This is a genomic window from Cellulomonas fimi, from assembly GCF_028527925.1.
Lineage (GTDB): Bacteria > Actinomycetota > Actinomycetes > Actinomycetales > Cellulomonadaceae > Cellulomonas > Cellulomonas fimi_C.
Map to the genome: position 1 here is coordinate 23,647 of NZ_JAPESW010000016.1, position 25,888 is coordinate 49,534.

The window sequence follows — 25,888 nt, forward strand, 5'->3', positions numbered from 1 at the left end:
CGACGCGCGTGGGACCGGACGATCGACGTGCCGCGGCTCAGACGACGGTCAGCGTGATGACGGTCCCCTTGGCGACCTTCTGGCCGGACCCGACGCTCTGGTCGCGGACCGTGCCGAAGATGCCGCCCAGGACGTTGCTCCGCTTCGGCTCCATCCCGAGGGCGGTCAGCGCGGCGGCGGCCTCGTCGTACTGCATCCCGATGAGCTTGGGGATCTCGAAGAGCTCCGGACCCTTCGACACGGTCAGCGTCACGGTGTCGCCACGGAACAGCTGGGTCTTGTCCTGCGGGTCCTGCGAGATGACGTGGCCCGCCTCCACGGTGTCGCTGAACGCCTCGGCGGTCGCCACCTTGAGGCCGAGGCCGTCGAGCGTCGCCGTGGCCGCGTCCAGCGGCTCGTTGACGACGCTCACGACGGTCACGGGCGCGGGGCCCTTCGACACGAGCAGCGCGACGTCGGTGCCGCGGATGCTGCGGACGCCGGGCTCGGCAGCCGAGCCGTCGGGGAGCGTCGCGCTGATGACGACGCCGTTCGGCACGGTGTCGTGGTACTCGGCAGGCGGGTAGGTCGCCTTCAGACCGGCGTCCGTGAGCGCCCGCTCCGCGGTCGCCTGCAGCTCGCCGACGACGCCCTGCGGCACGTTGACGTAGTCCGGGCCCTTCGAGACCGTGAGCTCGACCGCACCGTCCTTGCGCACGCGCTCACCGACCGCCGGGTCGCTCGCCACGACGGTGCCGGGCGGGGCGGTCGGGTCGAACGCCTCGACGCGCGTCGCGCCGAGGCCGGCGTCGTCGAGCGTGGCCCGCGCCGCGTCCTCGGTGACCTGCACCACGGCGGGAACGGTCGTCCAGGCGCCGGGGCCGACGCGCAGGTACCACCACGTCCCCAGGCCACCGAGCGCCAGGAGGAGGACGAGGAGCATGGCGAGGACGCGCACGCGTCGGCGCCGCGGCGGTGCGGCGACGTCGACGACCTGCACGGGTGCCGAGAGGGGCCCTGCGCCCAGCCCGATCGGGAGCGCCACGGTCGCACCGCTGGGGCGCGGCACCGGCAGACGCGTCGTCTCGTCGGAGGCGGAGTCGTCGGTGCGGTCCCGGTCCGCCTCGAGGTCCGTCTCGTCCGGGTCGGTCGCCGACGGCAGGGCGATGGACGGTGCGACGTCGGCGCGCCGCGCGAGCGTCTCGTCGTCGAGCGAGCCACGCGTGCGCCGGACCAGCGCCAGTGCGGCCGCCGCGTCGAGCGGGCGGTCCTCGGGTGAGCGAGCCGCGAGGGCGCCCACGAGCTCGTCGATCTCGGCGGGGAGCCACGCGACGGTGTCCGACGGCGCAGGGATGTCGTTGTTCACGTGCTGGAACGCGACCTGGATCGGCGTCTCGCCCGTGAACGGCTGGGCGCCCACGAGCATCTCGTAGAGGAGGATGCCGCACGCGTAGACGTCGGTCCGCGCATCGCTCGCACCCCGGACCACGAGCTCGGGCGCGAGGTACGCGACGGTGCCGAGCACGGTGCCCGTGGTGGTGGACGTGACCTCGGTGACGGCCCGCGCGAGGCCGAAGTCGGCGAGCTTGACGCGCTCGTCGCTCGCGAGCAGCACGTTCTCCGGCTTGATGTCGCGGTGCACGAGGCCCGCGCGGTGCGCGGCGGCGAGGGCGTCGAGCACCGACTCGGTGACGCGCAGCGCGTCGCCGACCGTCAGCGCGCCCTGCTCGGCGATCCGGCGCCGCAGGTTCGAGCCGTCGACGTACTCCATCGTCAGGTAGCTGGTCTCGCCGTCCAGGCCCTGGTCGAAGACGCCGACCAGCCCGGGGTGCGTCAGCCGGGCGGCGGTCCTGGCCTCGCGACGGAACCGGGCGACGAAGTCCGCGCCCGACGTGCCCTCCGCGAGGTGGGGGTGCATGACCTTGAGCGCGACGTCACGGTCGAGCCGGCGGTCCACCGCGAGGTAGACGGTCGCCATGCCGCCGCGGGCGATGCGGGACACGATCTCGTACCGCCCGTCGACCAGGCGGCCGACGAGCGGATCGGTGACGGTGGCTCCCACGCCCAGGATTCTACGGTCGGGTGCGCCCGGATCGTCGCAGGCAGGGCCCCTCAGGCGAAGCGCGTCATGTGGGACTGGACGTTCGCCACGTACTGCCGCGTGTCGGTGAACATGCCGTTGCGCTTCACGGACGCGGCGCCCTGGTAGTACCCGGCGATCGCGGTCGGCAGGTCGGGGGCGTTGCGCACGAGCGAACGCAGGATCGCGACGCCGGCGGTGACGTTGTCGTCGGGGTTCAGCAGGTCGAGCGGGCGGCCGACGAGGTCGGACGCCCACGCGCCGGACGACGGGATGACCTGCATCGTGCCGATCGCGTTCGCGGGGGAGACGACGGCGTGGTTGAAGCCCGACTCCTGGTACGCGACGGCGAGCGCGAGCGCGGGGTCGACGCCGTAGGCCCGGGCGGTCGCGACGATCTTGGCCTTCATGTCCGCCTTGGACGGCACCGCGCGCGAGCGCAGCGCGGCCAGGTTGGCGTTGGCCGCGGACACCGTCGCCGCCGGGTAGCTGCGGCCCGCGAACGTCGAGCCGACGCTCGTCGCCGCGGCGGGCGCGACACCCGGGATGGTGAGCGTCTGCCCGATGCGGATGAACGCGCGGGCGTCGAGGCCGTTGGCGGCGACGACGGCCGACACCGTCGTGCCGTACCGGCTCGCGATGGCGGACACCGTCTCCCCGCCGGCGACGGTGTGCGTCGCGGACGCGGGCGCGGCGGCGACCGTGGGCGTCGCGGCGGCGGCGCTGCCACCGCCGGAGGCGCCCGGGACGGTGAGCGTCTGGCCGGCACGGATGAACGCGCGTGAGTCCAGGCCGTTCGCGGCGACGATCGCGGCGACGGTCGTGCCGTGCCTGCTCGCGATGCGGCTCACGGTGTCGCCCGTGCGGACGGTGTAGGACGCGGCGGAGGGCGCCGGTGCGGTCGTCGCGGCCGGGGCGACGCGGACGCCCGACGAGCCCGACGGCACGGTGAGGACCTGGCCGACGCGGATGAACGCGCGCGCGTCGAGACCGTTGGCCTGCCGGACCGCCGCGACGGTCGACCCGTGCCGGGCCGCGATGTGGCTCACGGTGTCGCCCGAGCGGACGGTGACCTGCTCGTCGGCGTGGGCGGCGGTGCCGGTCGCGGTGACCGCGACGGCGGCGACGGCGAGCGTGGCGCCCGTGGCGGTCGCGGTGCGGCGCAGGCCGTCTGCGCGGGACGTGGCGAGCGGCGACATGACGGCCCCCTCCGGTGGGTCTGGAGTGACCCGTGGTGCTGGTGTGAAACAAGTGACAGAAATTGAACGTAGCCGAGCGCCCAGGGGAGCGAAAGGCGGCTGGGCGAATTGCGCGGCTGTCATTCGCCGATGCGTACTCTTGACGGGTGAACGACGCATCCGACGCCCTCGACCGCCTCGTCGACGAGTGGCTCACCGTGCCCGACGTCGCCGAGCGCACGGGGCTCGACGCCGGCAAGGTCCGACGTCTCCTGCAGGAGCGACGGCTCGTCGGCGCACGCCGCGGCGAGCCGCGCGTGCTGTCCGTGCCGGCCGCGTTCCTGGTACCCGGCCACCTCGCGAACCCCGCGCAGCCGACCACGCCGCGTGCGGACGACGCGTGGACGGTGCTCGCGTCGCTCCAGGGCACGCTCACGGTGCTCGCCGACGCAGGGTTCTCGGACGAGGAGGCGATCGCCTGGCTCTTCACGCCCGACGACTCCCTGCCGGGCACCCCCGTCGACGCGCTGCGCGCGGGGCGCAAGACCGAGGTCCGGCGACGGGCGCAGGCCGAGCTCTGACGCCCCCGGCAGACCGGTCGGGTCAGGCGTGCCGGTCGACCGCGGCGTGCGCGACGTCCGCGAGGCGTGACGCGGCGGGCTCGGGCCAGCCGCGAGCCTCCATGGCGCCGAACGCGCGAGCGGCGAGCTCCTCGATCATGCGCTCGATCTCCTCGACCGCTCCGCTCGAGGCGACGGCGGCCGCGAGGCGGGCGACCAGGTCGTCGGACATCGCGCGGTCGCCCAGGTGGTCGCGGAGCAGCGCGACCGTCGCGTCGTCGCCGCGGGCGCGGGCGAGGCGCACGGCTCGCGCGACCAGCACGGTCCGCTTGCCCTCGCGGAGGTCGTCGCCCGCGGGCTTGCCCGTCCTCGACGGGTCGCCGAAGACCCCGAGCAGGTCGTCCCGCAGCTGGAACGCCTCCCCGAGCGGGAGCCCGATGGCGGCGCACGCCGCGAGCGCGTCGGCGTCGGCGTCGGCGAGCGCCGCCCCCAGCACCATCGGGTGCTCCACGCTGTAGCGCGCGGACTTCGCCTGGATGACGCGCCGGGCGCGCCGCTCGTCGGCGTCCGGGTCCGTGCCCCAGGGCGTGGCCTGGGCGAGGACGTCGAGGTACTGCCCGACGGTGACCTCGGTCCGCATGAGGTCGAAGACGCCGCGCGTCGCGGTCGCCCGCCGCACCGGCGCCCCGGCGAGCGCGGCCGCGAACTCCTGCTCGCTCGCGACGAGCGCGAGGTCGCCGAGGAGGATCGCCGCCGACGCCCCGAACCGCTCGGCGTCCCCCACGAGCCCGAGGGTGCCGTGCATCCGCTCGAAGGCGCGGTGGGCCGACGGCATGCCGCGGCGGGTGTCGGAGTCGTCCATCACGTCGTCGTGGAAGAGCGCGGCCGCCTGGAAGAGCTCGAGCGCGGCGCCGACGCGCAGCACCGCCGCGGCCTCCGGCGTGCCGGGGACGCCGCCGTGCGCGCGCCAGGACCACCAGCAGAACGCCGCGCGCAGCCGCTTGCCGCCCGACAGCATCCGGGCGACGGCCTCGACGAGCGGGGCGGTGTCGTCACCGAGCGCCGACAGCTCCGCGGTGAGTCGCTCGACGTGCCCCGCGAGCAGCGCGTCGACCTGGGGGCGGACGTCCTCGAGGTCGACGAGTGCGGGGGAGGCGGTCATGACGGCAGCCTAGGCGGTCGTCGGGCGCACCTGTCCGCCGAGCGTGAGGGTGCGGACGCCGTCACGGTCGAGCACGCCGACGACGAGGAGCTCGCTGCCGTCACCCCGGGAGAAGGTGGACTGCGCGGCGAGCCCGCCCTCCGGGCTCGGCGGGGCGGACTCGGCGAAGCCGGCGGCCACGAGGGGTGCGCGGACGGCGTCGAGCAGGGCCGCGGCGTCCTGCTCGGACCGCAGGTTGAGGCTGACGTCGAGGAGGTCCGAGCCCTCGACGGGGTGCACGGACGACACCAGCACCTCCGCGCCCGCGGGGACGGGCAGCAGGTCCGCGGGGAAGCCGTCCGCGAGCCGGCCGACCGTCGAGGCGGTCGCGTCCGCGTCGGGGAGCAGCGTCTCGGAGGGCTCGGGCGCGGCCGTGAGCGCGCTCGTGGGCGCACCGGTCGGCGTGACGGTCGCGGGCGCGCTCGTCGAGCACGCCGCCGCGGCGCCGGCGACGAGCACGGCGAGCACGGCGACACTCCAGGGGCGGGGCACCGCGCCAGGGTAGTCGGCCCTCCCGCGCGCCGCGGCGGGCTCGGGGTCACCCAGCCGTCCACATCCCCTCACCGCGGCGGTCCGCCCACAGCCCGGCCGACCACGCGCTCGCCGGTGGTGCGGGCCGCGGTGTGCTGCATCCATGGAGACTTCGACCCTGCGCGTCAGCGAGCCCCGGGAGCTGCTGGCCCTCGTCCCGTACCGTCTCGGCTTCCGCCCCCGGGACAGCGCCGTCGCCGTCAGCCTGCGCGCGCCACGCGGGCAGGTCGGCCTGGTGGTCCGCGTGGACCTCGAGCAGCTCGCCGACCCCGACGACGGCGGACGGTGCGCGCGAGCGCTCGTCGGGCTGCTCGACCAGGACGGCGCGCGACGCGCGGTCCTCGTGCTGTACGTCGACGCCGACCCGCGGACGGGCGACCGCGGTCACGTCGCGCGCGCCGTCGACGCCTTCCGGGAGGCGTCCGCGGTGCCGCTCGACGACGTGCCCGTGTGGGTCGTGACCGCGTCGGGCTACCTCGCGCTGGACTGCGCCGACGACGCGTGCTGCCCGCCGGGCGGTCGGCCGCTGCTCGAGCTCGACAGCACCCAGACGAGCGCGCGGATGGTCCTCGCCGGGTCGGCCGTGGCCGACTCGCGGGGTGACCTCGGTCGGGTCCGCCGCGCCGGGGAGGACGCCCGACGCGGCGCGGCGCGGACCCGTCGGCGGAGGGAGCGGCGACGCGAGGTCGCGACGGCGCAGGGGCCGGCCGCGCTCGCGGCGTGGCGGCAGGACTGCCTCGCGGCGTGGCGGGCGGCGGTCGCGCAGGAGCGCGCCGCGGTGTCCGCGGAGTCCGGGGTGCGGGGCGACGGCTTGCCCGGCCCCGACCTCACGGGTCCGGCGTCCGGTCCGGGAGCACCGGGTGCCGGCGGCGGGCCCGTCCGCCGGAGAGCGCCGTGGGGGCGGATCGAGGCCGGTCTCGTCGACCGTCGGGTCCGCGACGCCGTCCTCGTCGGGATGGTCCCTGGGACGGGTGACCTCCCGGAGCGCAGCCTCGCGGGCGCCGCGGTGTCGGCGGGCGTCGACGCCGCCGTCGGTGCCGCCGTCGCGACCCTCGTCGACCCGGTCCGCGCCCTGCGCCCGCCGCCCGACGCGGACGTGCACGAGCGGGTGCTCGAGCGGGTCGTGGCGCACGGTCGCACGGGGCACCAGGCCCCGACGCTCACCCTGCTGGCGATGCTCGCGTGGTGGCGGGGCGACGGTGCCCGCGCGGCCGTCCTGCTCGAGCGCGCGCTCGCGGACGACCCCGCCCACCGGCTCGCGGGGTTGCTGGCCCACGTGCTCGCGGCCGCGGTGCCGCCGGGCTGGGCGCGGGCGTCGTGCTGAGGGCCGTGAACAGCGAACGGGCAGGTCCCGCGCGTGTGCCCTCGAAGGTGCGCCCCACCTCGGGTAGCGTCACGGCCACGGCGCGACGGTTGTGGACGAGGAGGACCGATGGGCGGCATCGTGGTCGGTTACCTGGCGACCCCCGAGGGCCGGGCAGCCCTCGAGGCGGCGGTCGAGGAGGCGCGCCGGCACGACTCGAGGGTCGTCGTGGTGGTCAGCGCGCGACCCGACGAGGCGCCCGAGCAGCGCGCCCTGGCCGAGCAGGCGCTCGCCCAGGTCGAGACCGAGCTCACGGACGGGGGCATCCCGCACGAGCTGCGCCTCCTGGACGGCGGCGACGTCGCGGACGACCTGATCGGCACGGCTGAGGAGATCGACGCGCAGCTCGTGGTGATCGGCCTGCGGCGTCGGAGCCCGGTCGGCAAGCTCATCCTCGGGGCGAACGCGCAGCGGGTGCTGTTCGACGCACCGTGCCCCGTCCTGACGGTCAAGCCGGCCGCGAGCTGACGGGTCCTCGACGCGGTCCTCGCGCCGACGTGCGTGCGGTCCGTGCCCGCGATCCGGACGCCGCCGCGCGGGAATGCGCAGGGGCGCTCGTCCGTTGGAATGACGTCAGCCCGTGTGCGGGCGCCCGAGGTCGGCGCCACACCCGCAGGCGCAGCCGCCGCGCGCGGTGTCCGCCGGTACAATATGGGTCTACCTCCCGGCTCCCGCTCCGGGTGTCTTTCTGCCGAAAGGTAATTCGTGTCGTCCCAGACCCCGCATCCCGCGCTCCCGCGCGAGTTCGAGCACCCCGCCCTCCAGGAGCTGGTCCTCCGGGGGCGGACCCATGGCACCGTCAGCGCCGAGGAGCTGCGTACGGCCTGCGAGCAGGCGGATGTCCAGGACCCGAAGCGTCTGAAGGCCGTCATGCGCGGCCTCGGCACCGCGGGCATCGGCGTGCAGCAGCCCGCCGCCGCGGCCCCGGCCCGCGCGGTCGCGGCCACGAGCGCCAAGGCGCGCACGTCCACGAAGGCGGTCGTGGCCCGCGACGAGGCCGACGCCGAGCCCACCGCCCGTCCGGCGGCCAAGAAGACGACGGCCAAGGCCGCGGCCGGCGCCGCGAAGGCCACGGCCAAGCCCGCGGCGAAGTCGACGGGCCCGAAGACCACCACGAAGGCGGCCGCCAAGGCCGCGGCGCCCGGCAAGTCCGCCGACACCGACGAGGAGATCGAGGACGTCGAGGACCTCGACGACGTCGAGATCGAGCCCGAGACGCTCGAGGAGGTCGACGTCGCGACGGACGAGACCGAGGAGTCCACGGACTCCGAGGAGAGCGACGACGAGGAGACGACGCCTGCGGCCAAGCCGGCGGCGGGCACCGAGGAGGAGTCGGAGGACAGCGCCGGTTTCGTCTACTCCGACGCCGACGACGACGACGCCCCCGTCCAGCAGGTCGTCACGGCCGGCGCCACGGCCGACCCGGTCAAGGACTACCTGAAGCAGATCGGCAAGGTCGCGCTGCTGAACGCCGAGCAGGAGGTCGAGCTCGCGAAGCGCATCGAGGCCGGCCTGTTCGCCGAGGAGCGCCTGAACTCCGGTGTCGCGATGGAGCCCAAGCTGCGTCGCGAGCTCGAGTGGATCGCGGGGGACGGGCGTCGTGCCAAGAACCACCTGCTCGAGGCGAACCTGCGACTCGTCGTCTCGCTCGCCAAGCGCTACACCGGCCGCGGCATGCTGTTCCTGGACCTCATCCAGGAGGGCAACCTCGGTCTGATCCGCGCGGTCGAGAAGTTCGACTACACCAAGGGCTACAAGTTCTCGACGTACGCGACGTGGTGGATCCGCCAGGCGATCACCCGCGCGATGGCCGACCAGGCCCGCACGATCCGCATCCCGGTGCACATGGTCGAGGTCATCAACAAGCTCGCGCGCGTGCAGCGCCAGATGCTCCAGGACCTGGGTCGCGAGCCCACGCCGGAGGAGCTCGCCAAGGAGCTCGACATGACGCCCGAGAAGGTCGTCGAGGTCCAGAAGTACGGCCGCGAGCCCATCTCGCTGCACACGCCCCTCGGTGAGGACGGCGACAGCGAGTTCGGTGACCTCATCGAGGACTCCGAGGCCGTGGTCCCGGCCGACGCGGTGAGCTTCACGCTCCTGCAGGAGCAGCTGCACCAGGTCCTCGACACGCTGTCCGAGCGCGAGGCCGGCGTCGTGTCCATGCGGTTCGGCCTCACGGACGGTCAGCCGAAGACGCTCGACGAGATCGGCAAGGTCTACGGCGTGACGCGTGAGCGCATCCGTCAGATCGAGTCGAAGACGATGTCGAAGCTGCGCCACCCGTCGCGCTCGCAGGTCCTGCGCGACTACCTGGACTGACCGGTCCGGCACGACGCCCCGGAGCCCGTCCCCGCCTCGACGCGGGGGCGGGCTCCGTCGTTCGTGCGCACGGGCATCCGGAGGCCGGAGCGGGCCCGGGTCCCGGCGTCGTCGGAAGGGAGCGAGGTGCGGCGCCCGCAGCCGTGACACGACGGGAGGGTGCTCGCGCCATCTTCGTTCATCGGTGAGTCTTGACTAACGGTTAGTGACGGCTGACGATAGCGGTGTTGATCGTCCGACGACCGGAGGTGCCCGATGCGCCGTCAGCAGGGGTGGGTGTCGCCGTGACGCCTCCCGACGAGACCCTGCGCGCGCTCGCCGAGCCGCGCCGCCGCGAGATCCTCTCGCTCCTGGCGCACGACGAGCTGCCCGTCGGCCGCCTGGCCGAGGCCTTCGACGTGTCGCGCAGCGCGGTGAGCCAGCACCTGCGCGTGCTCTCGGACGCCGGGCTGGTGACGCACCGCAGCGTGGGCACCCGGAACCTCTACCGTGCGCGCCCGCAGGGGCTCGCCGAGCTCCGGGCGTTCCTCGACGAGACATGGGCTGCGTCGCTCGACGTCGCGCGCCGCCTGGCCGAGGCGGACGCGGGCTCCGGGGCGGGCACCGACGACGAAGGGACGAGCCGTGCCTCCGCGTGACGTCACGGGCGAGCTAGCGCCGGTCGTGCCGCTCGTACCGCCACCGGTCCGGCGGTCGACGCTCGTGCGCGCTCCGCTGGAGCGCACGTTCGACGTGTTCGTCACCGAGATCGGCGCGTGGTGGCCCGTCGCCCCGTTCTCGATCGGCACGGACCGCGTGCGCGACGTGACCGTGGACCCGCGGATGGGCGGGGTCGTCGTGGAGACGTGGGACGACGGCAGCACGCACACGTGGGGTCGGATGCTCGCCTGGGACCCGCCGCACGGGTTCACCATGTCGTGGACGATCACGCCGGAGCCGACCGAGGTCGAGCTCACGTTCCGCTCGCTCGCGCCGTCGCTCACGCGCGTCTCCGTCGAGCACCGGGGCTGGGAGCGGATGACCGAGGCGCAGCTCGAGGCGGCGTGCGCGCTGCCCGGCGGCTACCGCGGCGGCGCGTTCGTCCGCGGGTGGGGCGTCGTCCTCGACGCGCTCGCACGTCACGCGGCCGGTGACGCCGACGCCGACGCTGGTTCAGCCGGAGACGCAACCGCAACCGCAGCCGGAGACGCCGACGCAGAGGGAGAGGAGCGGTGAGCCGCTTCGTCGTGTTCTACGAGCCCGCCGACGACGTCCTCACGGTCGGGGCGCCGCACATGCCGGCCCACTCGGCGCACGTCGACGCCGCCGCGGAGCGGGGCGACCTGCTGGCCGTCGGCGTGTTCGAGGACCCCCAGCGCCACGGGTCGATGTGCGTGCTGGTCAGCCGGGAGGCCGCGGAGCGGTTCGTCCGCGAGGACCCGTTCGTCGTCAACGGCGTGGTGCGCTCGCACCGGATCCTGGAGTGGCACGACATCCTTGCCTGAGGACCCGGGCAGGGCCCGGACGGGGCCCACGGGAGCCCTCCGGATGACGGCCCGGCCGGGATGCGACGAGGCCCGGACCGTGGAAGGTCCGGGCCTCGTCGTGCGAGTGTCGTGCGGTGCCTCAGCGGGCGGCGCCGGTGCCGGCGCCGTGCTCGGCGAGCAGGCGGTCGGTCTCGTCGTGGACGTGCGTCGCGACGTCCGCGAACTTCGGCGCGTGCTCACGCGCGTGGTGCGCGCAGAACAGCAGCTCGCCCACGGGAAGCACCACGCGGACGTAGGCCTGGGCACCGCAGCGGTCGCAACGGTCGGCTGCGGTCAACGGCTCGGTCATGGTCCCTGTCACGTCTCCATACAACCATCCCGGACGCGGATCCATCTCACCGGCAGCGGGTGGTTCGCTCCCGGCGTACCGGCTTTCCCCCGGTCGGGGCGAGATCGTGTCCGGACCGTGTCCGACCCGTGTCCCGGGCGTGTCCCGTGCGGCGAGGTGCCGCGATGCTGTCAGGCCGCCCGGCTACCATCCCCCCGTGACGACGACTTCCCCGCAGTCCGGCTACACGGCCCGGCACCTGTCGGTGCTCGAGGGCCTGGAGGCCGTCCGCAAGCGCCCCGGCATGTACATCGGCACGACCGACAGCCGCGGGCTCATGCACTGCCTCTGGGAGATCATCGACAACTCCGTCGACGAGGCGCTCGCCGGCCACGGCGACCGCATCGAGATCGTGCTGCACGCCGACAGCTCGGTCGAGGTCCGGGACAACGGACGCGGCATCCCCGTCGACGTCGAGCCCAAGACCGGCCTCACGGGCGTCGAGGTCGTGTTCACCAAGCTGCACGCGGGCGGCAAGTTCGGCGGCGGCTCGTACGGCGCGTCCGGCGGTCTGCACGGCGTCGGCGCGTCCGTCGTCAACGCGCTCTCGGCCCGTCTCGACGTCGAGGTCGACCGCGGCGGCCGCACGCACCGCATGACGTTCCACCGGGGTGAGCCGGGCGTGTTCGACGACCGCCAGGGCGTGAGCCCCGAGTCGCCGTTCGAGCCGTTCGTCTCGGGGTCGGAGCTCGCGGTCGTCGGCAAGACGGCCCGTGCCCGCACCGGCACGCGCGTGCGGTACTGGGCGGACCGGCAGATCTTCCCGAAGACGGCGGTCTTCTCCTACGACGAGCTCGTGACGCGCGCCCGGCAGACCAGCTTCCTGGTGCCCGGCCTCACGCTGACCGTGCGCGACGAGCGCGGCATCCCCGGCACGCCGGGGGAGAGCGGCCCGCACGAGGAGACGTTCTTCCACTCGGGCGGCGTCGTCGACTTCGTCGACCACCTCTCGCCGGACCCGGCCGTCACGGACACCTGGCACCTCACGGGGTCGGGCACGTTCACCGAGACGGTGCCGGTGCTCGACGAGCGCGGCCACATGACGCCGCAGGAGGTCAGCCGCACGTGCGACGTCGACGTCGCGCTGCGCTGGGGGACGGGCTACGAGACCGAGGTCCGGTCGTTCGTCAACATCATCGCGACGCCCAAGGGCGGCACGCACCTCGCGGGTTTCGAGACGGGCCTGCTGCGCACGGTCCGCAAGGCGGTCGAGGCGAACGCGCGGCGGCTCAAGATCAGCGCGAAGGACGCGGCCACCGAGCGGATCGAGAAGGAGGACGTGCTCGCCGGGCTCACGGCGGTCGTCACCGTCCGCCTCGCGGAGCCGCAGTTCGAGGGCCAGACGAAGGAGGTGCTCGGCACCGCGCCGGTGCGCGCGATCGTCGCGAAGGTCCTCGACACCGAGCTCGGCGGCATCTTCACCTCGCCCAAGCGCGACCACAAGGCGCAGTCGTCGCTGCTGCTCGACAAGGTCGTGGGGGAGATGCGGGCGCGGCTGTCGGCGCGCAAGCAGAAGGAGATCTCGCGCCGCAAGAACGCGCTCGAGTCGTCGTCGCTGCCCGCGAAGCTCGCCGACTGCCGCATCGACGACGTGGACCGCAGCGAGCTGTTCATCGTCGAGGGCGACAGCGCGCTCGGCACCGCCAAGCTCGCGCGCAGCTCCGACTTCCAGGCGCTGCTGCCGATCCGCGGCAAGATCCTCAACGTCCAGAAGGCGTCCGTCACGGACATGCTGAAGAACACCGAGTGCGCCTCGATCATCCAGGTGATCGGCGCCGGCTCGGGCCGGACGTTCGACCTCGAGGCCGCGCGCTACGGCAAGGTCGTGATGATGACGGACGCCGACGTCGACGGCGCCCACATCCGCACGCTGCTGCTCACGCTCTTCTTCCGGTACATGCGGCCGCTCGTCGAGCAGGGCCGCGTCTACGCCGCGGTCCCGCCGCTGCACCGCATCGAGCTCGTGGGCGGTGGCCGCAAGGCCGACCCCGAGGACCGGTACCTCTACACGTACTCCGAGGCCGAGCTCGCGGCGACGCTCAAGCGGCTCGACCGCAGCGGCAAGCGGTACAAGGACGACATCCAGCGGTACAAGGGTCTCGGCGAGATGGATGCCGACCAGCTCGCGGAGACGACGATGGACCCCCGCCACCGCACGCTGCGCCGCGTCACGGTCGAGGCCGCGGCCCGGGCCGAGCAGATCTTCGAGCTGCTCATGGGGTCGGACGTCGCGCCGCGCAAGGACTTCATCGTCGCGGGCGCGCAGGCGCTCGACCGGTCGCGCATCGACGCCTGACGGCACCCCCGCCGGCACCGGCACCACACCGGCGGCACGGACGTCGAGCGGATTTCGGTTGCCGCCGGCGCGGACGCGCGGCGAGGGTGGGACGGTGACCACCACCTCCCTGCCGCCCATCGCCGAGCGCGCCGCCGCGCCCGCCGACGTCCCGCTGCCCGACCCGTCGCTGGGTCTCACGTGGCGCCCGATCACGCGCGACGACGTGCTGGCGCTCAGCGCGCTGGTGACACGGACGGAGGTCGCCGACGGCGTGCCGTACCGGACGGTCGCCGAGGAGATCGACGAGAAGCTCGAGAGCGAGTGGCGCGACATCCCGCGCGACACGCTCCTCGGTCTGGACGCCGACGGCGTGCCGCGCGCGTGGGCCGAGGTCGACCAGCCCCCGGGCGACACGCGTGTCGTGCGGGCGTTCGTCGGGGGAGGCGTCGACCCGGACTGGCGGGGTCGGGGCGTCGGGCGGGCGATCGTGGCGTGGTCGCACGCGCGGGCGCGCCAGGTGCTCGCGGCGAGCGGCAAGGAGCTGCCCGCCCGGATCGCGGCGTACGTGCCTGACGAGGCGCAGGACGCGGCGCGGCTGCTGACGCGCTCGGGCATGACCCCCGTGCGCTACTACGCGGAGATGCGCCGCCCGCTGGACGCGCCGCTGCCCGACGCGCCGACGCCCGACGGCGTGCGGATCGTGCCCTGGGCACCCGAGCACGACGAGGGTGCGCGCCTCGCGCACAACGCGGCGTTCGCCGACCACTGGGGGAGCGAGCCGCGCAACGCGGCGCAGTGGGTCCACGGCCGCAGCATGTTCGCGCCGACGTGGAGCCTCGTGGCGCTCGACGGCGACGACCAGGTCGTCGGGTACCTCCTGTCCGGCCGGTACGAGGCCGACTGGGAGGTCACCGGCCACTCCGCCGGGTACACCGACCTGCTCGGGGTCGTGCGCGAGTGGCGCGGCCGTGGGCTCGCGTCGGCCCTGCTCGCGACCGTCATGCGCGTCTACCGCGAGGACGGCATCGAGTACGCCGAGCTGAGCGTCGACACGGCGAACCGGTCCGGCGCGCACCGCCTGTACACCGCCCTGGGCTACGAGGTGTACGCGAGCTCGGCGATGTACGCGATCGAGCTGTGACGCCTCCGGGCGACAGCCCGACCAACCGCTCCCGGGGGGCGCCCGACGCCGGTTAGCATCGGCGACGGCCGGACGACGAGGTCCGGCCGCGTGCCGTCCCGGACGCGTGGCGTCCGGTCCCAGGAGGTCACCGTGCTCCGGTCCCTGCCCCTCGCCGCTCGCGTGTGGTCGGCCCTCTACGTCCTCGACGCCGTTCTGGTGCTCGTCGGCCGTGCAGCGGGTGCCGACACGCTCGCGGAGGTCGCGCAGTGGTGCGCGATGCCGCTGCTCGCCGCGGCGGTGGTGACGGCGACCCGGTGGCCGCGCGGGCGGCTCGTCACGTGGACGCTCGTCGCGCTCGGCTGCTCCTGGCTCGGCGACACGCTGCCGGCGACGTCCGGCGGCGACTCCGCCTTCCTGCTCATGGTCGGCGGGTTCCTGCTCGCGCAGGTCGCGTACGTCATGGCGTTCGGCCCCGACGCCCGCCGCTCGGTCGCGTACCGGCACCCGGGCCGCCTGGTGCCGTACGGCGTCGTGCTCGTCGTCCTCGTCGGGCTGTGCGCGCCGCACGCGGGTGCGCTGCTCGTGCCGGTCGCGGTGTACGGCGGCGTGCTCGTCGCGATGGCGGTCCTCGCGACCGGCCTGAGCCCGCTCGCGGGCGCTGCGGGCGCGGTGTTCGTCGTGTCCGACGGTCTGATCGCGCTCGAGGCCTTCGTGCCGACGTGGCACCTGCCTGGCCAGGACGTCTGGGTCATGGTCACGTACCTGGTGGCGCAGGCGATGCTCGCGGCGGCCGTCGTCGACCGCAACCACGCCGCGCGACGAGCGCGCCCCGTCGCGGCCGGCGCGCCCCGCCCGCCGGCGCCGAAGCCCGACAACGTGGTCACGCTCGTCGGCTGGACGGGCGCCCCCGTCCGCTGACCGGCGCCCGGGACCGGGAGCACGCCGCGCCTGCCGACGCCACCGTCGCGCGGCCGGGCGCGCGGGTGCCCCGGTGGTCAGCCGATCGCGTGGACCGGCACCGTCAGCGGCGTGCCCGACCCGTCCCGGCGCGGGTCCGGCGTCGGCAGGTCGAGCGGCTGACCGGCGGACCCGGCTGCCCACGCGGGCCCCGCGCCGACCCAGGCCGCGATGAGCGTGTCCTCGCCCTTGAGGAACCGGTGCGAGCGGACGCCGCCCGTCGCACGGCCCTTGCCGGGGTAGGCGTCGAACGGCGTCACCTTGGCGGACCCGGCCTGCGTGCCGGGCAGCGCGCTCGACGAGCCCGACACGGTGACGACGAGCGCGTCGCCGACCTCGTCGGGCCGGACCGCACCGAACGCGACGACGCGCTGGCCGGCCGCGAGCTTGATGCCCGCCATACCGCCCGCGGCACGGCCCTGCGGGCGCACCGACGACGCGGCGAAGTGCAGCAGCGAGGAGTCGGAGCTCACGAGCACGAGCTCGTCGTCGTCCGCCGCGGCGACCGCACCGACGACCTCGTCGTCGTCCCGCAGCGCGACGACGGTCCACTCGTCCTTGTTGCCGGGCACGTCGCCCTGCGCGACGCGCTTGACGGTGCCCTGCGCGGTCGCGAGCGCGAGCGTCGGGGCGTCGGCGGCCAGCGACGCGAGGCCGACGACGCGCTCGCCCGCGGGGAGTGTCACGAGCTCGGCGAGCGGGACGCCGCCCGACAGCGACGGCGGCCCGTCGGTCGGCGGCAGCGCGGGCAGGTCGAGCACCGACAGGCGCAGGACGCGTCCGCGTGACGTCACGACGCCGATGTCGGCGCGCGCGGTCGTCGGGACGCCCGCGGCCAGCACGTCGTGCTTCGCACGCCGGGCGTCGGCGGAACGGACGGGCGCGTCGGCACCGGCGGTGCGCGCCAGCAGGCCCGTGCCCGACAGCAGGGCCCAGCACGGCGAGTCCTCGATCTCGAGCGGCGTGGCCGACGTGCGCGCGGCGGGCGCGCCCGACACCGACGTGCCGCCCGCGGACTCCAGCAGGATCGTGCGGCGCGGCGTGCCGTAGGTCGCGGCGACCTCGGCCATCTCGTCGGAGACGAGGACGCGCAGGCGCTGCTCGTCGCGCAGGATCGCCTCGAGCTCGGCGATCTCCGCGAGCAGCTGCTCCTTCTCGCGCTCGAGCTCGAGGCGGGAGAACTTCGTCAGGCGGCGCAGGCGCAGCTCGAGGATGTACTCGGCCTGCGGCTCGGACAGGTCGAACACCGTCTGCAGGCGCGTGCGGGCGGAGTCCGCGTCGTCGGACGAGCGGATGACCTGGATGACCTCGTCGATGTCGAGGATCGCGATCAGCAGGCCCTCGACGAGGTGCAGGCGCTCCTGCCGCTTGGCGAGCCGGAACCGGGACCGACGACGCACCACGGAGATGCGGTGGTCGACCCACACCTGGAGCAGCTCGCGCAGGCCGAGCGTCCGCGGCTGGCCGTCGACGAGCGCGACGTTGTTGATGGAGAACGAGTCCTCGAGCGGCGTGAACCGGTAGAGCTGCTCGAGCACGGCCTCGGGGTGGAAGCCCGTCTTGACCTCGATGACGAGGCGCAGGCCGTGCTGGCGGTCCGTGAGGTCGACCGCGTCGGAGATGCCCGAGAGCTTCTTGCTCTGCACGCCCTCCTTGATCTTCTCGATGACCTTCTCCGGGCCGACCATGTACGGCAGCTCGGTGATGACGATGCCCTTGCGCTTGGGCGTGACGTTCTCGACGACCGCGGTCGCGCGCGTCTTGAAGGCGCCGCGTCCCGTCCGGTACGCGTCGCGCACGCCGTCGAGGCCGATGATCTTGCCGCCCGTCGGCAGGTCGGGCCCGGGCACGAAGCGCATGAGCTCCTCGAGCGTCGCGTCCGGGTGCATCACCAGGTGGCGTGCGGCCGCGACGACCTCGACGAGGTTGTGCGGCGCCATGTTCGTCGCCATGCCGACCGCGATGCCCGCCGCGCCGTTGACCAGCAGGTTCGGGATCGCCGAGGGCAGCACCTCCGGCTGCGTGAGCTTGTTGTCGTAGTTCGGCACGAAGTCGACGACGTCCTCGTCGAGGCCAGTCGTCATCGCCGTCGCCGACGGTGCGAGCCGCGCCTCGGTGTACCGCGGGGCGGCGGGCCCGTCGTCGAGCGAGCCGAAGTTGCCGTGCCCGTCGACGAGCGGCAGCCGGAGCGCGAACGACTGCGCCAGACGCACCATCGCGTCGTAGATCGGCGCGTCGCCGTGCGGGTGCAGCTTGCCCATGACCTCGCCGACGACGCGCGCCGACTTCACGTACGGCCGGTCGGGGCGCAGGCCCATGTCGGCCATCTGGAACAGGATGCGCCGCTGCACGGGCTTGAGGCCGTCGCGCGCGTCGGGCAGCGCACGGGAGTAGATGACCGAGTACGCGTACTCGAGGAACGACCCCTCCATCTCGGAGGCGACGTCGATGTCGACGATGCGCTCGACGAGGTCCTCGGGAGGGAGGTTCGGGGTCGCGGGGCGACGCGCCATGCGGGAGTGCTCCTCGGTCCGGTGCGGGATGTGCGCCGCCCATTGTCGCCCGTCCGCGGCGCGTCGCGGGCACGGCACGCGGACACGCACGACGCGGCACCCCGCCCGGATAGCCTGGCCTGCATGGCAGACGTCGACGAGGACGCGGCGCCCGCCCGCTATCCCGCCGGGTGGGAGGCGGACGTCGTGCTGGCCGACGGGTCGACGACGCACGTGCGGCCCATCCGACCGAGCGACGCCGACGCGCTGCAGGCGTTCCACGTCGCGCAGTCCGAGCGGTCCACCTACCTGCGCTTCTTCGCGCACCTCGAACGGCTGCCCGACCGCGACCTGCACCGGCTCGTCAACGTCGACCACGTCGACCGGGTCGCGCTCGTCGCGGTCGCCGCCGACGCGGACGGCGTGGAGCACATCATCGGCGTCGCCCGCTACGACCGGCTCGTCGGCGAGGCACCCGAGGAGGCCGAGGTCGCGTTCAACGTGTCGGACGCGCACCAGGGTCGCGGGATCGGGTCGGTGCTCCTCGAGCACCTCGCCGCCGCGGCACGGGAGCGCGGCGTGCGGCGGTTCGTCGCCGACGTGCTGCCGCAGAACGGCCGGATGATCGGCGTCTTCCGGGAGGCGGGGTACGCCGTCACGCAGCAGACCGAGGACGGCGTCGTGTCCGTCGGCTTCGACATCGACCCGACCGACCGGTCGCTCGCCGTGATCGCCGACCGCGAGCACCGGGCGGAGGCGCGGTCCGTCCGCGAGCTGCTCGAGGCCGGGACGGTCGTGGTCGTCGGTCCGGGCGCGCAGGACTCCAGCACGCTCGAGGGCCGGCAGGCGGCACGTGCGGCGGCCAACCTCGTCGCGGGCGGCGGCGCGACCGTGCACACCGTCGGCGTCGAGCCGGCCGTCGACGGCGCGCACGGTCACGCGGCGCTCGCCGACGTGCCGCGCCCCGTCCCGCTCGCCGTCGTCGCCGTGCCGCCCGAGCGCGCGACCGACGTCGTGCGCGCGCTCGCGCCGCTCGGCGTGCGCGGCGTCGTCCTGCTCTCGACGGGGTTCGCCGAGACCGGCGCCGACGGGCTGGCCCTCCAGCGCACGCTCCTGCGCGTGGCGCACGCCGCGGGCATCCGCATCGTGGGACCGGCGTCGTACGGCGTGCTCGCCGCGGGTCCCGAGGGGCTGCTCAACGCCTCGCTCGAGGGCGACCCGCCGCTGCCCGGCCGCGTCGGCCTGTTCTGCCAGTCGGCGCCTCTCGCGGTCGCGCTGATCCGCGGCGTGCAGCGCCGCGGCCTCGGCCTCGCGGAGTTCGTGTCCGCGGGGCACCGCGCCGACGTGTCCGGCAACGACCTCATGCAGTTCTGGGCCGACGACGACGGCACGGACGTCGTCGGGCTGTACCTCGAGTCGATCGGCAACCCGCGCAAGTTCTCCCGCGTGGCGCGTCGGCTCTCGTCGGTGAAGCCGGTCGTCGTCGTGACCGCGGGCCGGTCGGGCCACGTCGTCCCGCCCGGTCACGCCGTGCGGCCGACCTACGCGCCGCCGCGCACGCTGACCGAGGTCATGCGGCAGTCGGGCGTCATCCGCGTCGACAACACCCACCAGATGCTCGACGTCGCGCAGCTGCTCGCGCACCAGCCGCTGCCCCGCGGGCGCCGCGTCGCGGTCCTCGCGTCGTCCGCGTCGGTCGCCGCGCTCGTCGCGGAGGCGGTGTCTGCCGGCGGCCTCGTGCTGTCGGGTCACGTCGCGCTCCTGGCGGAGGACGCCGACGACGACGAGATCCGTGCGACCGTCGCGGCGGTGTACGACGACCCCACCACGGACGTCGTCGTCGTGGTGCGGATCCCCACGCTGGGCCCGGTCGGGGAGACCCTGCCGCGCGAGGTCGCGGCCGCCGCCGCCAGGACCGGCTGCACGACGGTCGCGTCCGTCCTGGGCCTGCACGGCGTGACACCCGAGCTCACGGCGCTCGACGCGGACGGCCGGTCGTGGACGGTGCCCGCGTACAGCACGCCCGAGGACGCGGCCCTCGCGCTCGGCCACGCGTCCCGCTACGCGCGCTGGCGGGCGGCCGACCGCGGCCGGCCGCTGCACCCCGACGGCGTCGACACGCGCGCCGCGCGACGGCTCGTCGCCGGGTGGCTCGCCGAGGCGGCGCCCGCACGCCCCGAGGAGCCCGACACGACCCGCTGGCCGCCCGGCGTCGCACCCGAGGGCACGGTCGACCTCGACGTCGGGCGCACGTCCGCGCTGCTCGCGACGGTCGGCGTGCACGTCCTGCCGTCGTTCCCCGTGCACGACGCCGACGAGGCGGTCGAGGTCGCGACGCGGATCGGCTGGCCGGTCGCGCTCAAGACGACCGTGCCCGCGCTACGGCACCGCGCCGACCTCGGCGGCGTCCGGCTCGACGTGGCCGACGAGGCGGAGCTGCGGTCCGACGTGGCGCAGGTCCTCGCGCTCGGCGCCGCGCACCGTCCCCACGGCGACGGCGCGCCGCTCGAGGTGCAGGCCATGGCTCCGCACGGGTCCGCCTGCGTCGTGCGCTCCACCGAGGACCCCCTCTACGGGCCGATCATCAGCTTCGGCCTGGCGGGTGACGCGTCCGACCTGCTGGGCGACGTGTCGTACGGCGTGCCGCCCCTCACGGACGTCGACGTCGCCGAGCTCGTGCGGTCCGCACGTGCCGCCCCGCGCCTGTTCGGCTACCGCGGGCTGCCCGCGGTCGACGTCGCCGCGCTCGAGGACGTCATCGCGCGCGTGTCCGTGCTCGCCGACGACCTGCCCGGCCTGCGCTCGCTCGAGCTCAACCCGGTCGTCGTGTCCGAGCACGGCGCGGTCGTCCTCGGCGCCCGCGCGACCCTCGCACCCGCCGACCGAGCCGACTCGACGCGGCGGCTGCCCCGTGCGTGAGCGCGGCACGCACCCCCGCGGCGGTGGGAGGATGGGCGCCGTGCCAGCAGTATCTGACGACCTGCGCGACGACCTGCACCGCGCCGGCTACTACCCGGAGCTCGTGGCCGACGTCCTCGACGTGGCGCTCGCGGACGAGCCCGTGGTCGCCCACCTCGTCCACCCGGAGACGACGTTCGACGCGTCCGAGGTCCGCCGCCACGTGACGGTCCTCGTGCTCACCCCGACGCGGCTCGTCGTCGCGCACGTCGACGACCAGGCCGCCGACTCGGAGAACCCGTCGCCGAGCGCGTCCGCGACGACCGAGGCGGTCCCGCTCGCCGAGCTGCGGTCCGTCGCGCTCACCCACGTCGTGCCCCGCCCGGAGACGCACCGCGCGGGGACGCCGCCGACCGAGCTCACGCTCGCGATCGGCTGGGGTGCGGTGTCGCGCGTCGACCTCGAGCCCGCGACGTGCGGCGACCCCGCGTGCGAGGCCGACCACGGCCTGACGGGCACGCTCACGCCCGACGACGTCGTCGTGCGCGTGAGCGCCGCCGCCGAGGGCCTCGACTCGGTCCGCGCCGCGGCGACGTTCGCGCGGCAGCTGTCCGCCGCCAGCGCGCGCGGTCGATGACGCACCTTCCGGAGTCGCCGACGCGGCTCGTCGAGCTGCCCGTGGACGCCGACCTCGTGCTGCCCGGCACCGACCGCGCCCTGTCGTCGCTGCTGCCCGCGCTCGCGGGCGCGCTCGGACACGAGCGGCCCGACGCCGCGGCCGACGGGCTCGGGCTCCCGCGCGCGGACCGCGTGTGCCTCGTCCTCGTCGACGGGCTCGGGCACGTGAACCTGAGCGAGCGCGCGGGCCACGCGCCGTTCCTGCGAGGGCTCGTGCGCGACTCCGCGCCGCTGACGAGCACCTTCCCGTCCACGACCGCGACCGCGATCGGCAGCCTGGGCGTGGGTGCCGGGCCCGGGACGACGGCGATGCTCGGCTACACCGTCCGCGACCCGGCGACGGGACGGCTGGGCAACCTCGTCTCGTGGACGGACCTGCCGCCCGCGCGCGAGTGGCAGCCCGAGCCCACGGTGTTCGAGCGGCTCGTGTCGGCCGGCGTGGGCGTCACGAGCGTCGGGCCCGCACGGTTCGCCGGGTCGGGCCTCACGGAGGCCGCGCTGCGGGGCGCGACGTACCGCGTGGCCGAGTCCCTCGCCGACCGCGTCGACGCGACGCTCGACGCGCTGCGGCGGCCCGGGCTCACCTACCTGTACTGGGGTGACGTCGACAAGGCGGGCCACCACCACGGCTGGGGGTCGTGGCAGTGGGGCGACGCGCTCGCCGAGCTCGACGCCGAGCTGGGACGGCTCGCGCGGAGCCTGCCGCGCGGCACGCTCCTCGTCGTGACCGCGGACCACGGCATGGTCGACGTCGACCGCTCCGCGCGCTGGGACGTCGCGACCGACCCGGTGCTCGGGGCGGACGTCGCGCTCGTCGCGGGGGAGCCGCGCGCGTCGCACCTGCACCTGCGCCCGGGCGCCGACGCCCACGCCGTGGCCGAGCGGTGGCGCGGCACGCTGGGGGACGCGGCCGTCGTCGTCACGCGCGAGGCCGCCGTCGACGCAGGCTGGTTCGGGTCGGTCGGCGACCGCGCGCGCCGCGTGCTGGGCGACGTCGTCGTCGCCATGACGGGTCGCGCGACGGTCGTGGACTCCGCGACGCAGACCCCGGCGTCGCTCGACCTCGTCGGCGTGCACGGCTCGCTGACCCGGCACGAGATGCTCGTGCCGTTCCTCGTCGTCCAGAAAGGCTCCTGACCGTGGCGGAGCTCGTCTTCTTCTCGGGCACGATGGACTGCGGCAAGTCCACGCTCGCGCTGCAGATGCACCACAACCACGCCGCGCGCGGGCGTGACGGCGTGCTGTTCACGCGCAACGACCGCGCGGGGGCGGCCACGATCTCCTCGCGCCTCGGCCTGGTGGTCCACGCCGCGGAGGTCGACGACGCCACCGACTTCTGGGCGGAGGTCATCGAGCGGCGGACGCACGGGCAGCCGGTCGACTACCTCATCGCCGACGAGGCGCAGTTCTACACGGCCACGCAGGTCGAGCAGCTCGCGCGGGTCGTCGACGAGCTCGAGGTCGACGTGTACACGTTCGGCATCTCGACCGACTTCCGCGCCCGCCTGTTCCCCGGGTCTGCGCGGCTCGTCGAGCTCGCCGACCGGGTCGAGGTGCTCCAGGTCAAGGCGCTGTGCTGGTGCGGCGCGCGCGCGACGCACAACGCGCGCACGGTCGACGGCGTCATGGTCGTCGAGGGTGCGCAGGTCGTCGTCGGGGACGTCGCCGCGGGCAGCGGCGAGGTCGCGTACGAGGTGCTGTGCCGTCGCCACCACATGCGCCGGATGACCGCCGCGACCGCGCGGGCCGCGTCGCCGTCCGTGGTGACCCTGTCCTCGGCGCAGGGCACGCTCGGCGTCGGCGCCTGACGGTCGCGTCAGGCCACGGCGCGGCCGCCTCGGCCGGTCACTCCGGCTTGGCGCCGAAGACGATCTCGTCCCAGCTCGGGACCTTCGCGCGGCCCTTGCGCGTGCGCGGGCGCTCCGCGGCCGGCTCGGCCGGGGACTCGTCGTCGACGCGCGGCTCCGGCTCCGGGGCCGCCTCGACCTCCGGACGGCGCAGGACGACGGCCTCCGCGAGCGGGTCGGCGTCGACCGGGTGCGCCCCGGGGACGTCGGCGTCGTCGCGGCCGAAGTCGAACGCGTGCTGCGGCCCGAAGCCCTCGAACTCCTCGTCGTCGACGTCGAGCTCGAGGCTCTGCCGTACGCCGCGTCGCGTCCGCAGCTCGTCGAGGAGGTCCTGCGTCTCCTGCTGCGGGTCCGGCTCGGGTTCCGGCTCGGGCTCGGGGTCGCGCTGCGCTGCGTCAGCGCCGGCGAGCGTCCCGTCGTCGCGGAAGTCGAACACGACGTCGCGGACCGCGGCGAGGTGGCGGCGCGCGACGGGCTCGTCGGGCAGCTCCGTCTCCGACAGCCAGCGGGCCTCGTCGTCGTCGGCGACGACCGTGCGGCGTGCCGCGTCGAACGTCCAGCGCGCCTCGTGCGCCGTGTCGCCCACGCGGAAGCGTGCGAGCACCACCCAGGGGCCGCTCGGCTCGCGCGCGGAGTCCCACGCGAGCGAGGCGAGGTCGACGCCACGCGCGGCGAGCCGGTCGGTCACGAGGTCGCCGAGCGTCGGGGCGCCCGCGTCGCGCCCGACGCGCGTCGCGCGCGCCTGCTCGGCCACGTACTCGCGCTCGGCGAGCACCGGGCCCTCGTAGCGCCGGACGTGCTCGACGGGCAGCCCGGACGCGTCCGCGACCTCCTGCGTCGTCGCGCCCGCACGGATCCGCGCCTGGATCTCCCGCGGGCTCAGCGTCCCCGCGCTCTCGGCGCGCAGCTGTTCGAGCTGCGGCCGGTCCCTGCGCACGGCCGCCCGCAGCGGCTCGTCGATGCGCAGACGGAACCGTTCGCCCCCGGGGCCGACGAGGACGAGATGCTCGCCGTCCCCGTGCAGACCCTCCAGCTCGAGCTCACCCATTCGACCTCCCGGTACCTCGGGAAGAGCCTGCCACCTCCGGGCGCCCGGCGGGTGGATCCGGAGCGGTGAGCCGCGCCTCGCCTCGCGGACGGTCGGTGCGCCCCGCACCGCCGACCGGCAGGATGGGCGAGGTGGACGCCCGCCGTGACCTGCCCCTGACCTCCGAGGCCGTCGACGAGCTCGTCGAGGTCGCCGAACGCGTCGCCCGGGAGGCGGGGCGGCTCATCCACGAGGGCCGTCCCGAGCGCGTCGCCGTGGCGGCGACCAAGTCGAGTCCCGAGGACGTCGTCACCGCGATGGACCTCGCGTCGGAGGACCTGCTGCGCCGGCGGCTCGCCGAGCTGCGACCGCACGACGGCATCCTCGGCGAGGAGCAGGGGTACGTGCTCGGCACGTCGGGCGTGACGTGGGTCGTCGACCCGATCGACGGGACCGTCAACTACCTGTACGGCCTGCCCGCCTACGCGGTGTCGGTCGCGGCGGTCGTCGGCCCGGCCGGGGACGACGGCCGGGCGCCGAACCCGGCGACGTGGACGGTGGTCGCGGCGTGCGTGCACGCACCGACCGACGGCCGGACGTTCCGCGCGGGTCTCGGGAAGGGCGCGACGCTCGACGGTCGCGCGCTGCGCGCGCAGGACCCGCCCGCGCTCGCGGGGTGCCTCGTCGGCACGGGGTTCGGATACCTCGCGACGCGCCGTCGCGCGCAGGCGCGCGTGCTCGCGGAGCTGTTGCCCCGAGTACGTGATATCCGTCGCATCGGGTCGGCCGCGCTCGACATCTGCAATCTCGCGGCGGGGCACCTCGACCTGTACTACGAGCGGGGCCTCGCACCGTGGGACCTCGCGGCGGCGTCGCTCGTGGCGCAGGAGGCGGGCCTGCAGGTCACGGGGCTGCGCGGGCGCCCTGCGGGCACGGACATGACCGTGGCCGGGGGTGCCGGGCGGGTGGCTGAGCTGCGGGTGCTGCTGGAGTCCCTCGACGCGGACACCGACGGGTGAAAACGCTCCCGCAAACGCCTGCGCGAATGTGGTCGCGCGTCCGTGTTCGCACTCGGCTCGGATGTGGTGCACAATCCTCCGCGCGTGGGGAACAAATCCCGTCACCGGTGCATTGATCCCGCGTACGAGAATCCATCTGACGACGGAGTGTGACGCCACTCATGGCTACCGACTACGACGCCCCGCGCAAGACCGAGGAGGACCTGAGCGAGGACTCGCTCCAGGAGCTCCAGGCCCGGCGCTCGGACAAGAACTCGGGCGTGGTGGACGAGGACGAGACCGAGGCCGCCGAAGGCTTCGAGCTGCCGGGTGCGGACCTCTCGGGCGAGGAGCTCTCCGTCCGCGTCCTGCCCCGGCAGGCGGACGAGTTCACCTGCTCGAGCTGCTTCCTGGTGCACCACCGCAGCCAGCTCGCCTACGAGCGCAACGGGGCACCGGTGTGCTCCGAGTGCGCCGCCTGAGCTTGGCCTGACCGTTCGGCCGGCCCCCGCACCGCGGGTGGCC

Annotated in this window: 23 protein-coding genes; 16 read left to right on the forward strand and 7 right to left on the reverse strand. The window is 74.9% G+C overall.

Features of this window, described 5'->3' with window-relative positions; translation table 11 throughout:
- Positions 1–37: 37 nt before the first annotated feature.
- Both pknB and OMK64_RS09525 read right to left on the reverse strand, forming a co-directional pair.
- Positions 38–2,041, reverse strand: a complete 2,004-nt coding sequence (gene pknB / locus OMK64_RS09520; RefSeq protein WP_272727840.1) for a Stk1 family PASTA domain-containing Ser/Thr kinase — start codon at positions 2,039–2,041, stop codon at positions 38–40.
- 50 nt (positions 2,042–2,091) lie between these two features.
- Positions 2,092–3,258, reverse strand: coding sequence for a LysM peptidoglycan-binding domain-containing protein (locus OMK64_RS09525; RefSeq protein WP_272727841.1), 1,167 nt, complete (start codon positions 3,256–3,258; stop codon positions 2,092–2,094).
- 146 nt (positions 3,259–3,404) lie between these two features.
- Between OMK64_RS09525 and OMK64_RS09530 the strand changes: the two genes are divergently transcribed.
- The gene (locus tag OMK64_RS09530) at positions 3,405–3,818 is read left to right on the forward strand and encodes an Rv2175c family DNA-binding protein (protein WP_272727842.1); all 414 of its coding nucleotides are present in this window, start codon (positions 3,405–3,407) and stop codon (positions 3,816–3,818) included.
- Positions 3,819–3,840: 22 nt separating this feature from the next.
- Here the strand turns inward: OMK64_RS09530 and OMK64_RS09535 are convergent, their stop codons facing one another.
- Complete coding sequence (locus OMK64_RS09535; protein ID WP_272727843.1) at positions 3,841–4,959, reverse strand: polyprenyl synthetase family protein; 1,119 nt, start codon at positions 4,957–4,959, stop codon at positions 3,841–3,843.
- A gap of 9 nt (positions 4,960–4,968) precedes the next feature.
- Positions 4,969–5,490, reverse strand: coding sequence for a hypothetical protein (locus tag OMK64_RS09540; RefSeq protein WP_272727844.1), 522 nt, complete (start codon positions 5,488–5,490; stop codon positions 4,969–4,971).
- A 142-nt stretch (positions 5,491–5,632) separates the two neighbouring features.
- Here OMK64_RS09540 and OMK64_RS09545 point away from each other — a divergent pair, with 142 nt between their 5' ends.
- The 6 genes from OMK64_RS09545 (at position 5,633) to OMK64_RS09570 (ending at position 10,695) form a co-directional block, all read left to right on the forward strand.
- Positions 5,633–6,853 (forward strand): DUF4192 domain-containing protein, encoded by a 1,221-nt coding sequence (locus tag OMK64_RS09545; protein ID WP_272727845.1) that lies wholly within the window; start codon positions 5,633–5,635, stop codon positions 6,851–6,853.
- A gap of 108 nt (positions 6,854–6,961) precedes the next feature.
- A complete protein-coding gene (locus OMK64_RS09550) occupies positions 6,962–7,360 on the forward strand; it encodes a universal stress protein (protein WP_272727846.1) in 399 nt (132 codons plus the stop codon).
- 237 nt (positions 7,361–7,597) lie between these two features.
- Complete coding sequence (locus tag OMK64_RS09555) at positions 7,598–9,211, forward strand: RNA polymerase sigma factor (protein ID WP_272727847.1); 1,614 nt, start codon at positions 7,598–7,600, stop codon at positions 9,209–9,211.
- 284 nt (positions 9,212–9,495) lie between these two features.
- Positions 9,496–9,849, forward strand: coding sequence for an ArsR/SmtB family transcription factor (locus OMK64_RS09560; RefSeq protein ID WP_272727848.1), 354 nt, complete (start codon positions 9,496–9,498; stop codon positions 9,847–9,849).
- Positions 9,836–10,426, forward strand: a complete 591-nt coding sequence (locus OMK64_RS09565; protein WP_272727849.1) for an SRPBCC domain-containing protein — start codon at positions 9,836–9,838, stop codon at positions 10,424–10,426. The genes OMK64_RS09560 and OMK64_RS09565 overlap by 14 nt, the downstream gene beginning before the upstream one ends.
- Positions 10,423–10,695: a YciI family protein gene (locus tag OMK64_RS09570; protein ID WP_272727850.1), complete on the forward strand. Its 273-nt coding sequence runs from the start codon at positions 10,423–10,425 to the stop codon at positions 10,693–10,695. Before OMK64_RS09565 ends, OMK64_RS09570 begins: the two co-directional genes overlap by 4 nt.
- 121 nt (positions 10,696–10,816) lie before the next feature.
- Here OMK64_RS09570 and OMK64_RS09575 read toward each other — a convergent pair whose 3' ends face one another.
- Positions 10,817–11,026: a DUF7455 domain-containing protein gene (locus OMK64_RS09575; RefSeq protein ID WP_225916503.1), complete on the reverse strand. Its 210-nt coding sequence runs from the start codon at positions 11,024–11,026 to the stop codon at positions 10,817–10,819.
- A 196-nt stretch (positions 11,027–11,222) separates the two neighbouring features.
- Between OMK64_RS09575 and OMK64_RS09580 the strand changes: the two genes are divergently transcribed.
- The 3 genes from OMK64_RS09580 (at position 11,223) to OMK64_RS09590 (ending at position 15,384) form a co-directional block, all read left to right on the forward strand.
- Entirely contained in the window at positions 11,223–13,361 is a 2,139-nt protein-coding gene (locus OMK64_RS09580; protein ID WP_272727851.1) for a DNA gyrase/topoisomerase IV subunit B, read from the forward strand.
- Between the two features lie 94 nt (positions 13,362–13,455).
- Complete coding sequence (locus tag OMK64_RS09585; RefSeq protein WP_272727852.1) at positions 13,456–14,484, forward strand: GNAT family N-acetyltransferase; 1,029 nt, start codon at positions 13,456–13,458, stop codon at positions 14,482–14,484.
- Positions 14,485–14,616: 132 nt separating this feature from the next.
- A complete protein-coding gene (locus OMK64_RS09590; RefSeq protein WP_272727853.1) occupies positions 14,617–15,384 on the forward strand; it encodes a lysoplasmalogenase in 768 nt (255 codons plus the stop codon).
- 77 nt (positions 15,385–15,461) lie between these two features.
- Here the strand turns inward: OMK64_RS09590 and OMK64_RS09595 are convergent, their stop codons facing one another.
- Complete coding sequence (locus tag OMK64_RS09595) at positions 15,462–17,936, reverse strand: DNA gyrase/topoisomerase IV subunit A (protein ID WP_272727854.1); 2,475 nt, start codon at positions 17,934–17,936, stop codon at positions 15,462–15,464.
- Between the two features lie 123 nt (positions 17,937–18,059).
- Here OMK64_RS09595 and OMK64_RS09600 point away from each other — a divergent pair, with 123 nt between their 5' ends.
- The 4 genes from OMK64_RS09600 to OMK64_RS09615 are packed head-to-tail and all read left to right on the forward strand — an operon-like array spanning position 18,060 to position 23,299.
- Positions 18,060–20,834 carry a bifunctional acetate--CoA ligase family protein/GNAT family N-acetyltransferase gene (locus OMK64_RS09600; RefSeq protein ID WP_272727855.1) on the forward strand — a complete coding sequence of 925 codons (2,775 nt, stop codon included), beginning with the start codon at positions 18,060–18,062 and terminating at the stop codon, positions 20,832–20,834.
- A 31-nt stretch (positions 20,835–20,865) separates the two neighbouring features.
- Positions 20,866–21,450 (forward strand): DUF5998 family protein, encoded by a 585-nt coding sequence (locus tag OMK64_RS09605; protein ID WP_272727856.1) that lies wholly within the window; start codon positions 20,866–20,868, stop codon positions 21,448–21,450.
- The gene (locus OMK64_RS09610; protein ID WP_272727857.1) at positions 21,447–22,628 is read left to right on the forward strand and encodes an alkaline phosphatase family protein; all 1,182 of its coding nucleotides are present in this window, start codon (positions 21,447–21,449) and stop codon (positions 22,626–22,628) included. Before OMK64_RS09605 ends, OMK64_RS09610 begins: the two co-directional genes overlap by 4 nt.
- 2 nt (positions 22,629–22,630) lie before the next feature.
- Positions 22,631–23,299 carry a thymidine kinase gene (locus OMK64_RS09615; RefSeq protein ID WP_272727858.1) on the forward strand — a complete coding sequence of 223 codons (669 nt, stop codon included), beginning with the start codon at positions 22,631–22,633 and terminating at the stop codon, positions 23,297–23,299.
- A 37-nt stretch (positions 23,300–23,336) separates the two neighbouring features.
- Here OMK64_RS09615 and sepH read toward each other — a convergent pair whose 3' ends face one another.
- On the reverse strand, positions 23,337–24,386 hold the full coding sequence (sepH, locus tag OMK64_RS09620; RefSeq protein WP_272727859.1) for a septation protein SepH: 1,050 nt from the start codon (positions 24,384–24,386) through the stop codon (positions 23,337–23,339).
- 122 nt (positions 24,387–24,508) lie between these two features.
- Here sepH and OMK64_RS09625 point away from each other — a divergent pair, with 122 nt between their 5' ends.
- The gene (locus OMK64_RS09625) at positions 24,509–25,384 is read left to right on the forward strand and encodes an inositol monophosphatase family protein (RefSeq protein ID WP_374694080.1); all 876 of its coding nucleotides are present in this window, start codon (positions 24,509–24,511) and stop codon (positions 25,382–25,384) included.
- A gap of 161 nt (positions 25,385–25,545) precedes the next feature.
- Positions 25,546–25,845 carry a DUF4193 domain-containing protein gene (locus OMK64_RS09630; protein WP_124343249.1) on the forward strand — a complete coding sequence of 100 codons (300 nt, stop codon included), beginning with the start codon at positions 25,546–25,548 and terminating at the stop codon, positions 25,843–25,845.
- Positions 25,846–25,888: the final 43 nt, after the last annotated feature.

Excerpts from the sequence above, each read along its gene's own strand:
- OMK64_RS09525 (WP_272727841.1), bottom strand. The coding sequence starts at position 3,258 with ATGTCGCCGCTCGCCACGTCCCGCGCAGACGGCCTGCGCCGCACCGCG.
- OMK64_RS09535 (WP_272727843.1), bottom strand. The coding sequence starts at position 4,959 with ATGACCGCCTCCCCCGCACTCGTCGACCTCGAGGACGTCCGCCCCCAG.
- OMK64_RS09545 (WP_272727845.1), top strand. The coding sequence starts at position 5,633 with ATGGAGACTTCGACCCTGCGCGTCAGCGAGCCCCGGGAGCTGCTGGCC.
- OMK64_RS09550 (WP_272727846.1), top strand. The coding sequence starts at position 6,962 with ATGGGCGGCATCGTGGTCGGTTACCTGGCGACCCCCGAGGGCCGGGCA.
- OMK64_RS09575 (WP_225916503.1), bottom strand. The coding sequence starts at position 11,026 with ATGACCGAGCCGTTGACCGCAGCCGACCGTTGCGACCGCTGCGGTGCC.
- OMK64_RS09595 (WP_272727854.1), bottom strand. The coding sequence starts at position 17,936 with ATGGCGCGTCGCCCCGCGACCCCGAACCTCCCTCCCGAGGACCTCGTC.
- OMK64_RS09600 (WP_272727855.1), top strand. The coding sequence starts at position 18,060 with ATGGCAGACGTCGACGAGGACGCGGCGCCCGCCCGCTATCCCGCCGGG.
- OMK64_RS09605 (WP_272727856.1), top strand. The coding sequence starts at position 20,866 with ATGGGCGCCGTGCCAGCAGTATCTGACGACCTGCGCGACGACCTGCAC.
- OMK64_RS09610 (WP_272727857.1), top strand. The coding sequence starts at position 21,447 with ATGACGCACCTTCCGGAGTCGCCGACGCGGCTCGTCGAGCTGCCCGTG.
- sepH (WP_272727859.1), bottom strand. The coding sequence starts at position 24,386 with ATGGGTGAGCTCGAGCTGGAGGGTCTGCACGGGGACGGCGAGCATCTC.
- OMK64_RS09625 (WP_374694080.1), top strand. The coding sequence starts at position 24,509 with ATGGGCGAGGTGGACGCCCGCCGTGACCTGCCCCTGACCTCCGAGGCC.
- OMK64_RS09630 (WP_124343249.1), top strand. The coding sequence starts at position 25,546 with ATGGCTACCGACTACGACGCCCCGCGCAAGACCGAGGAGGACCTGAGC.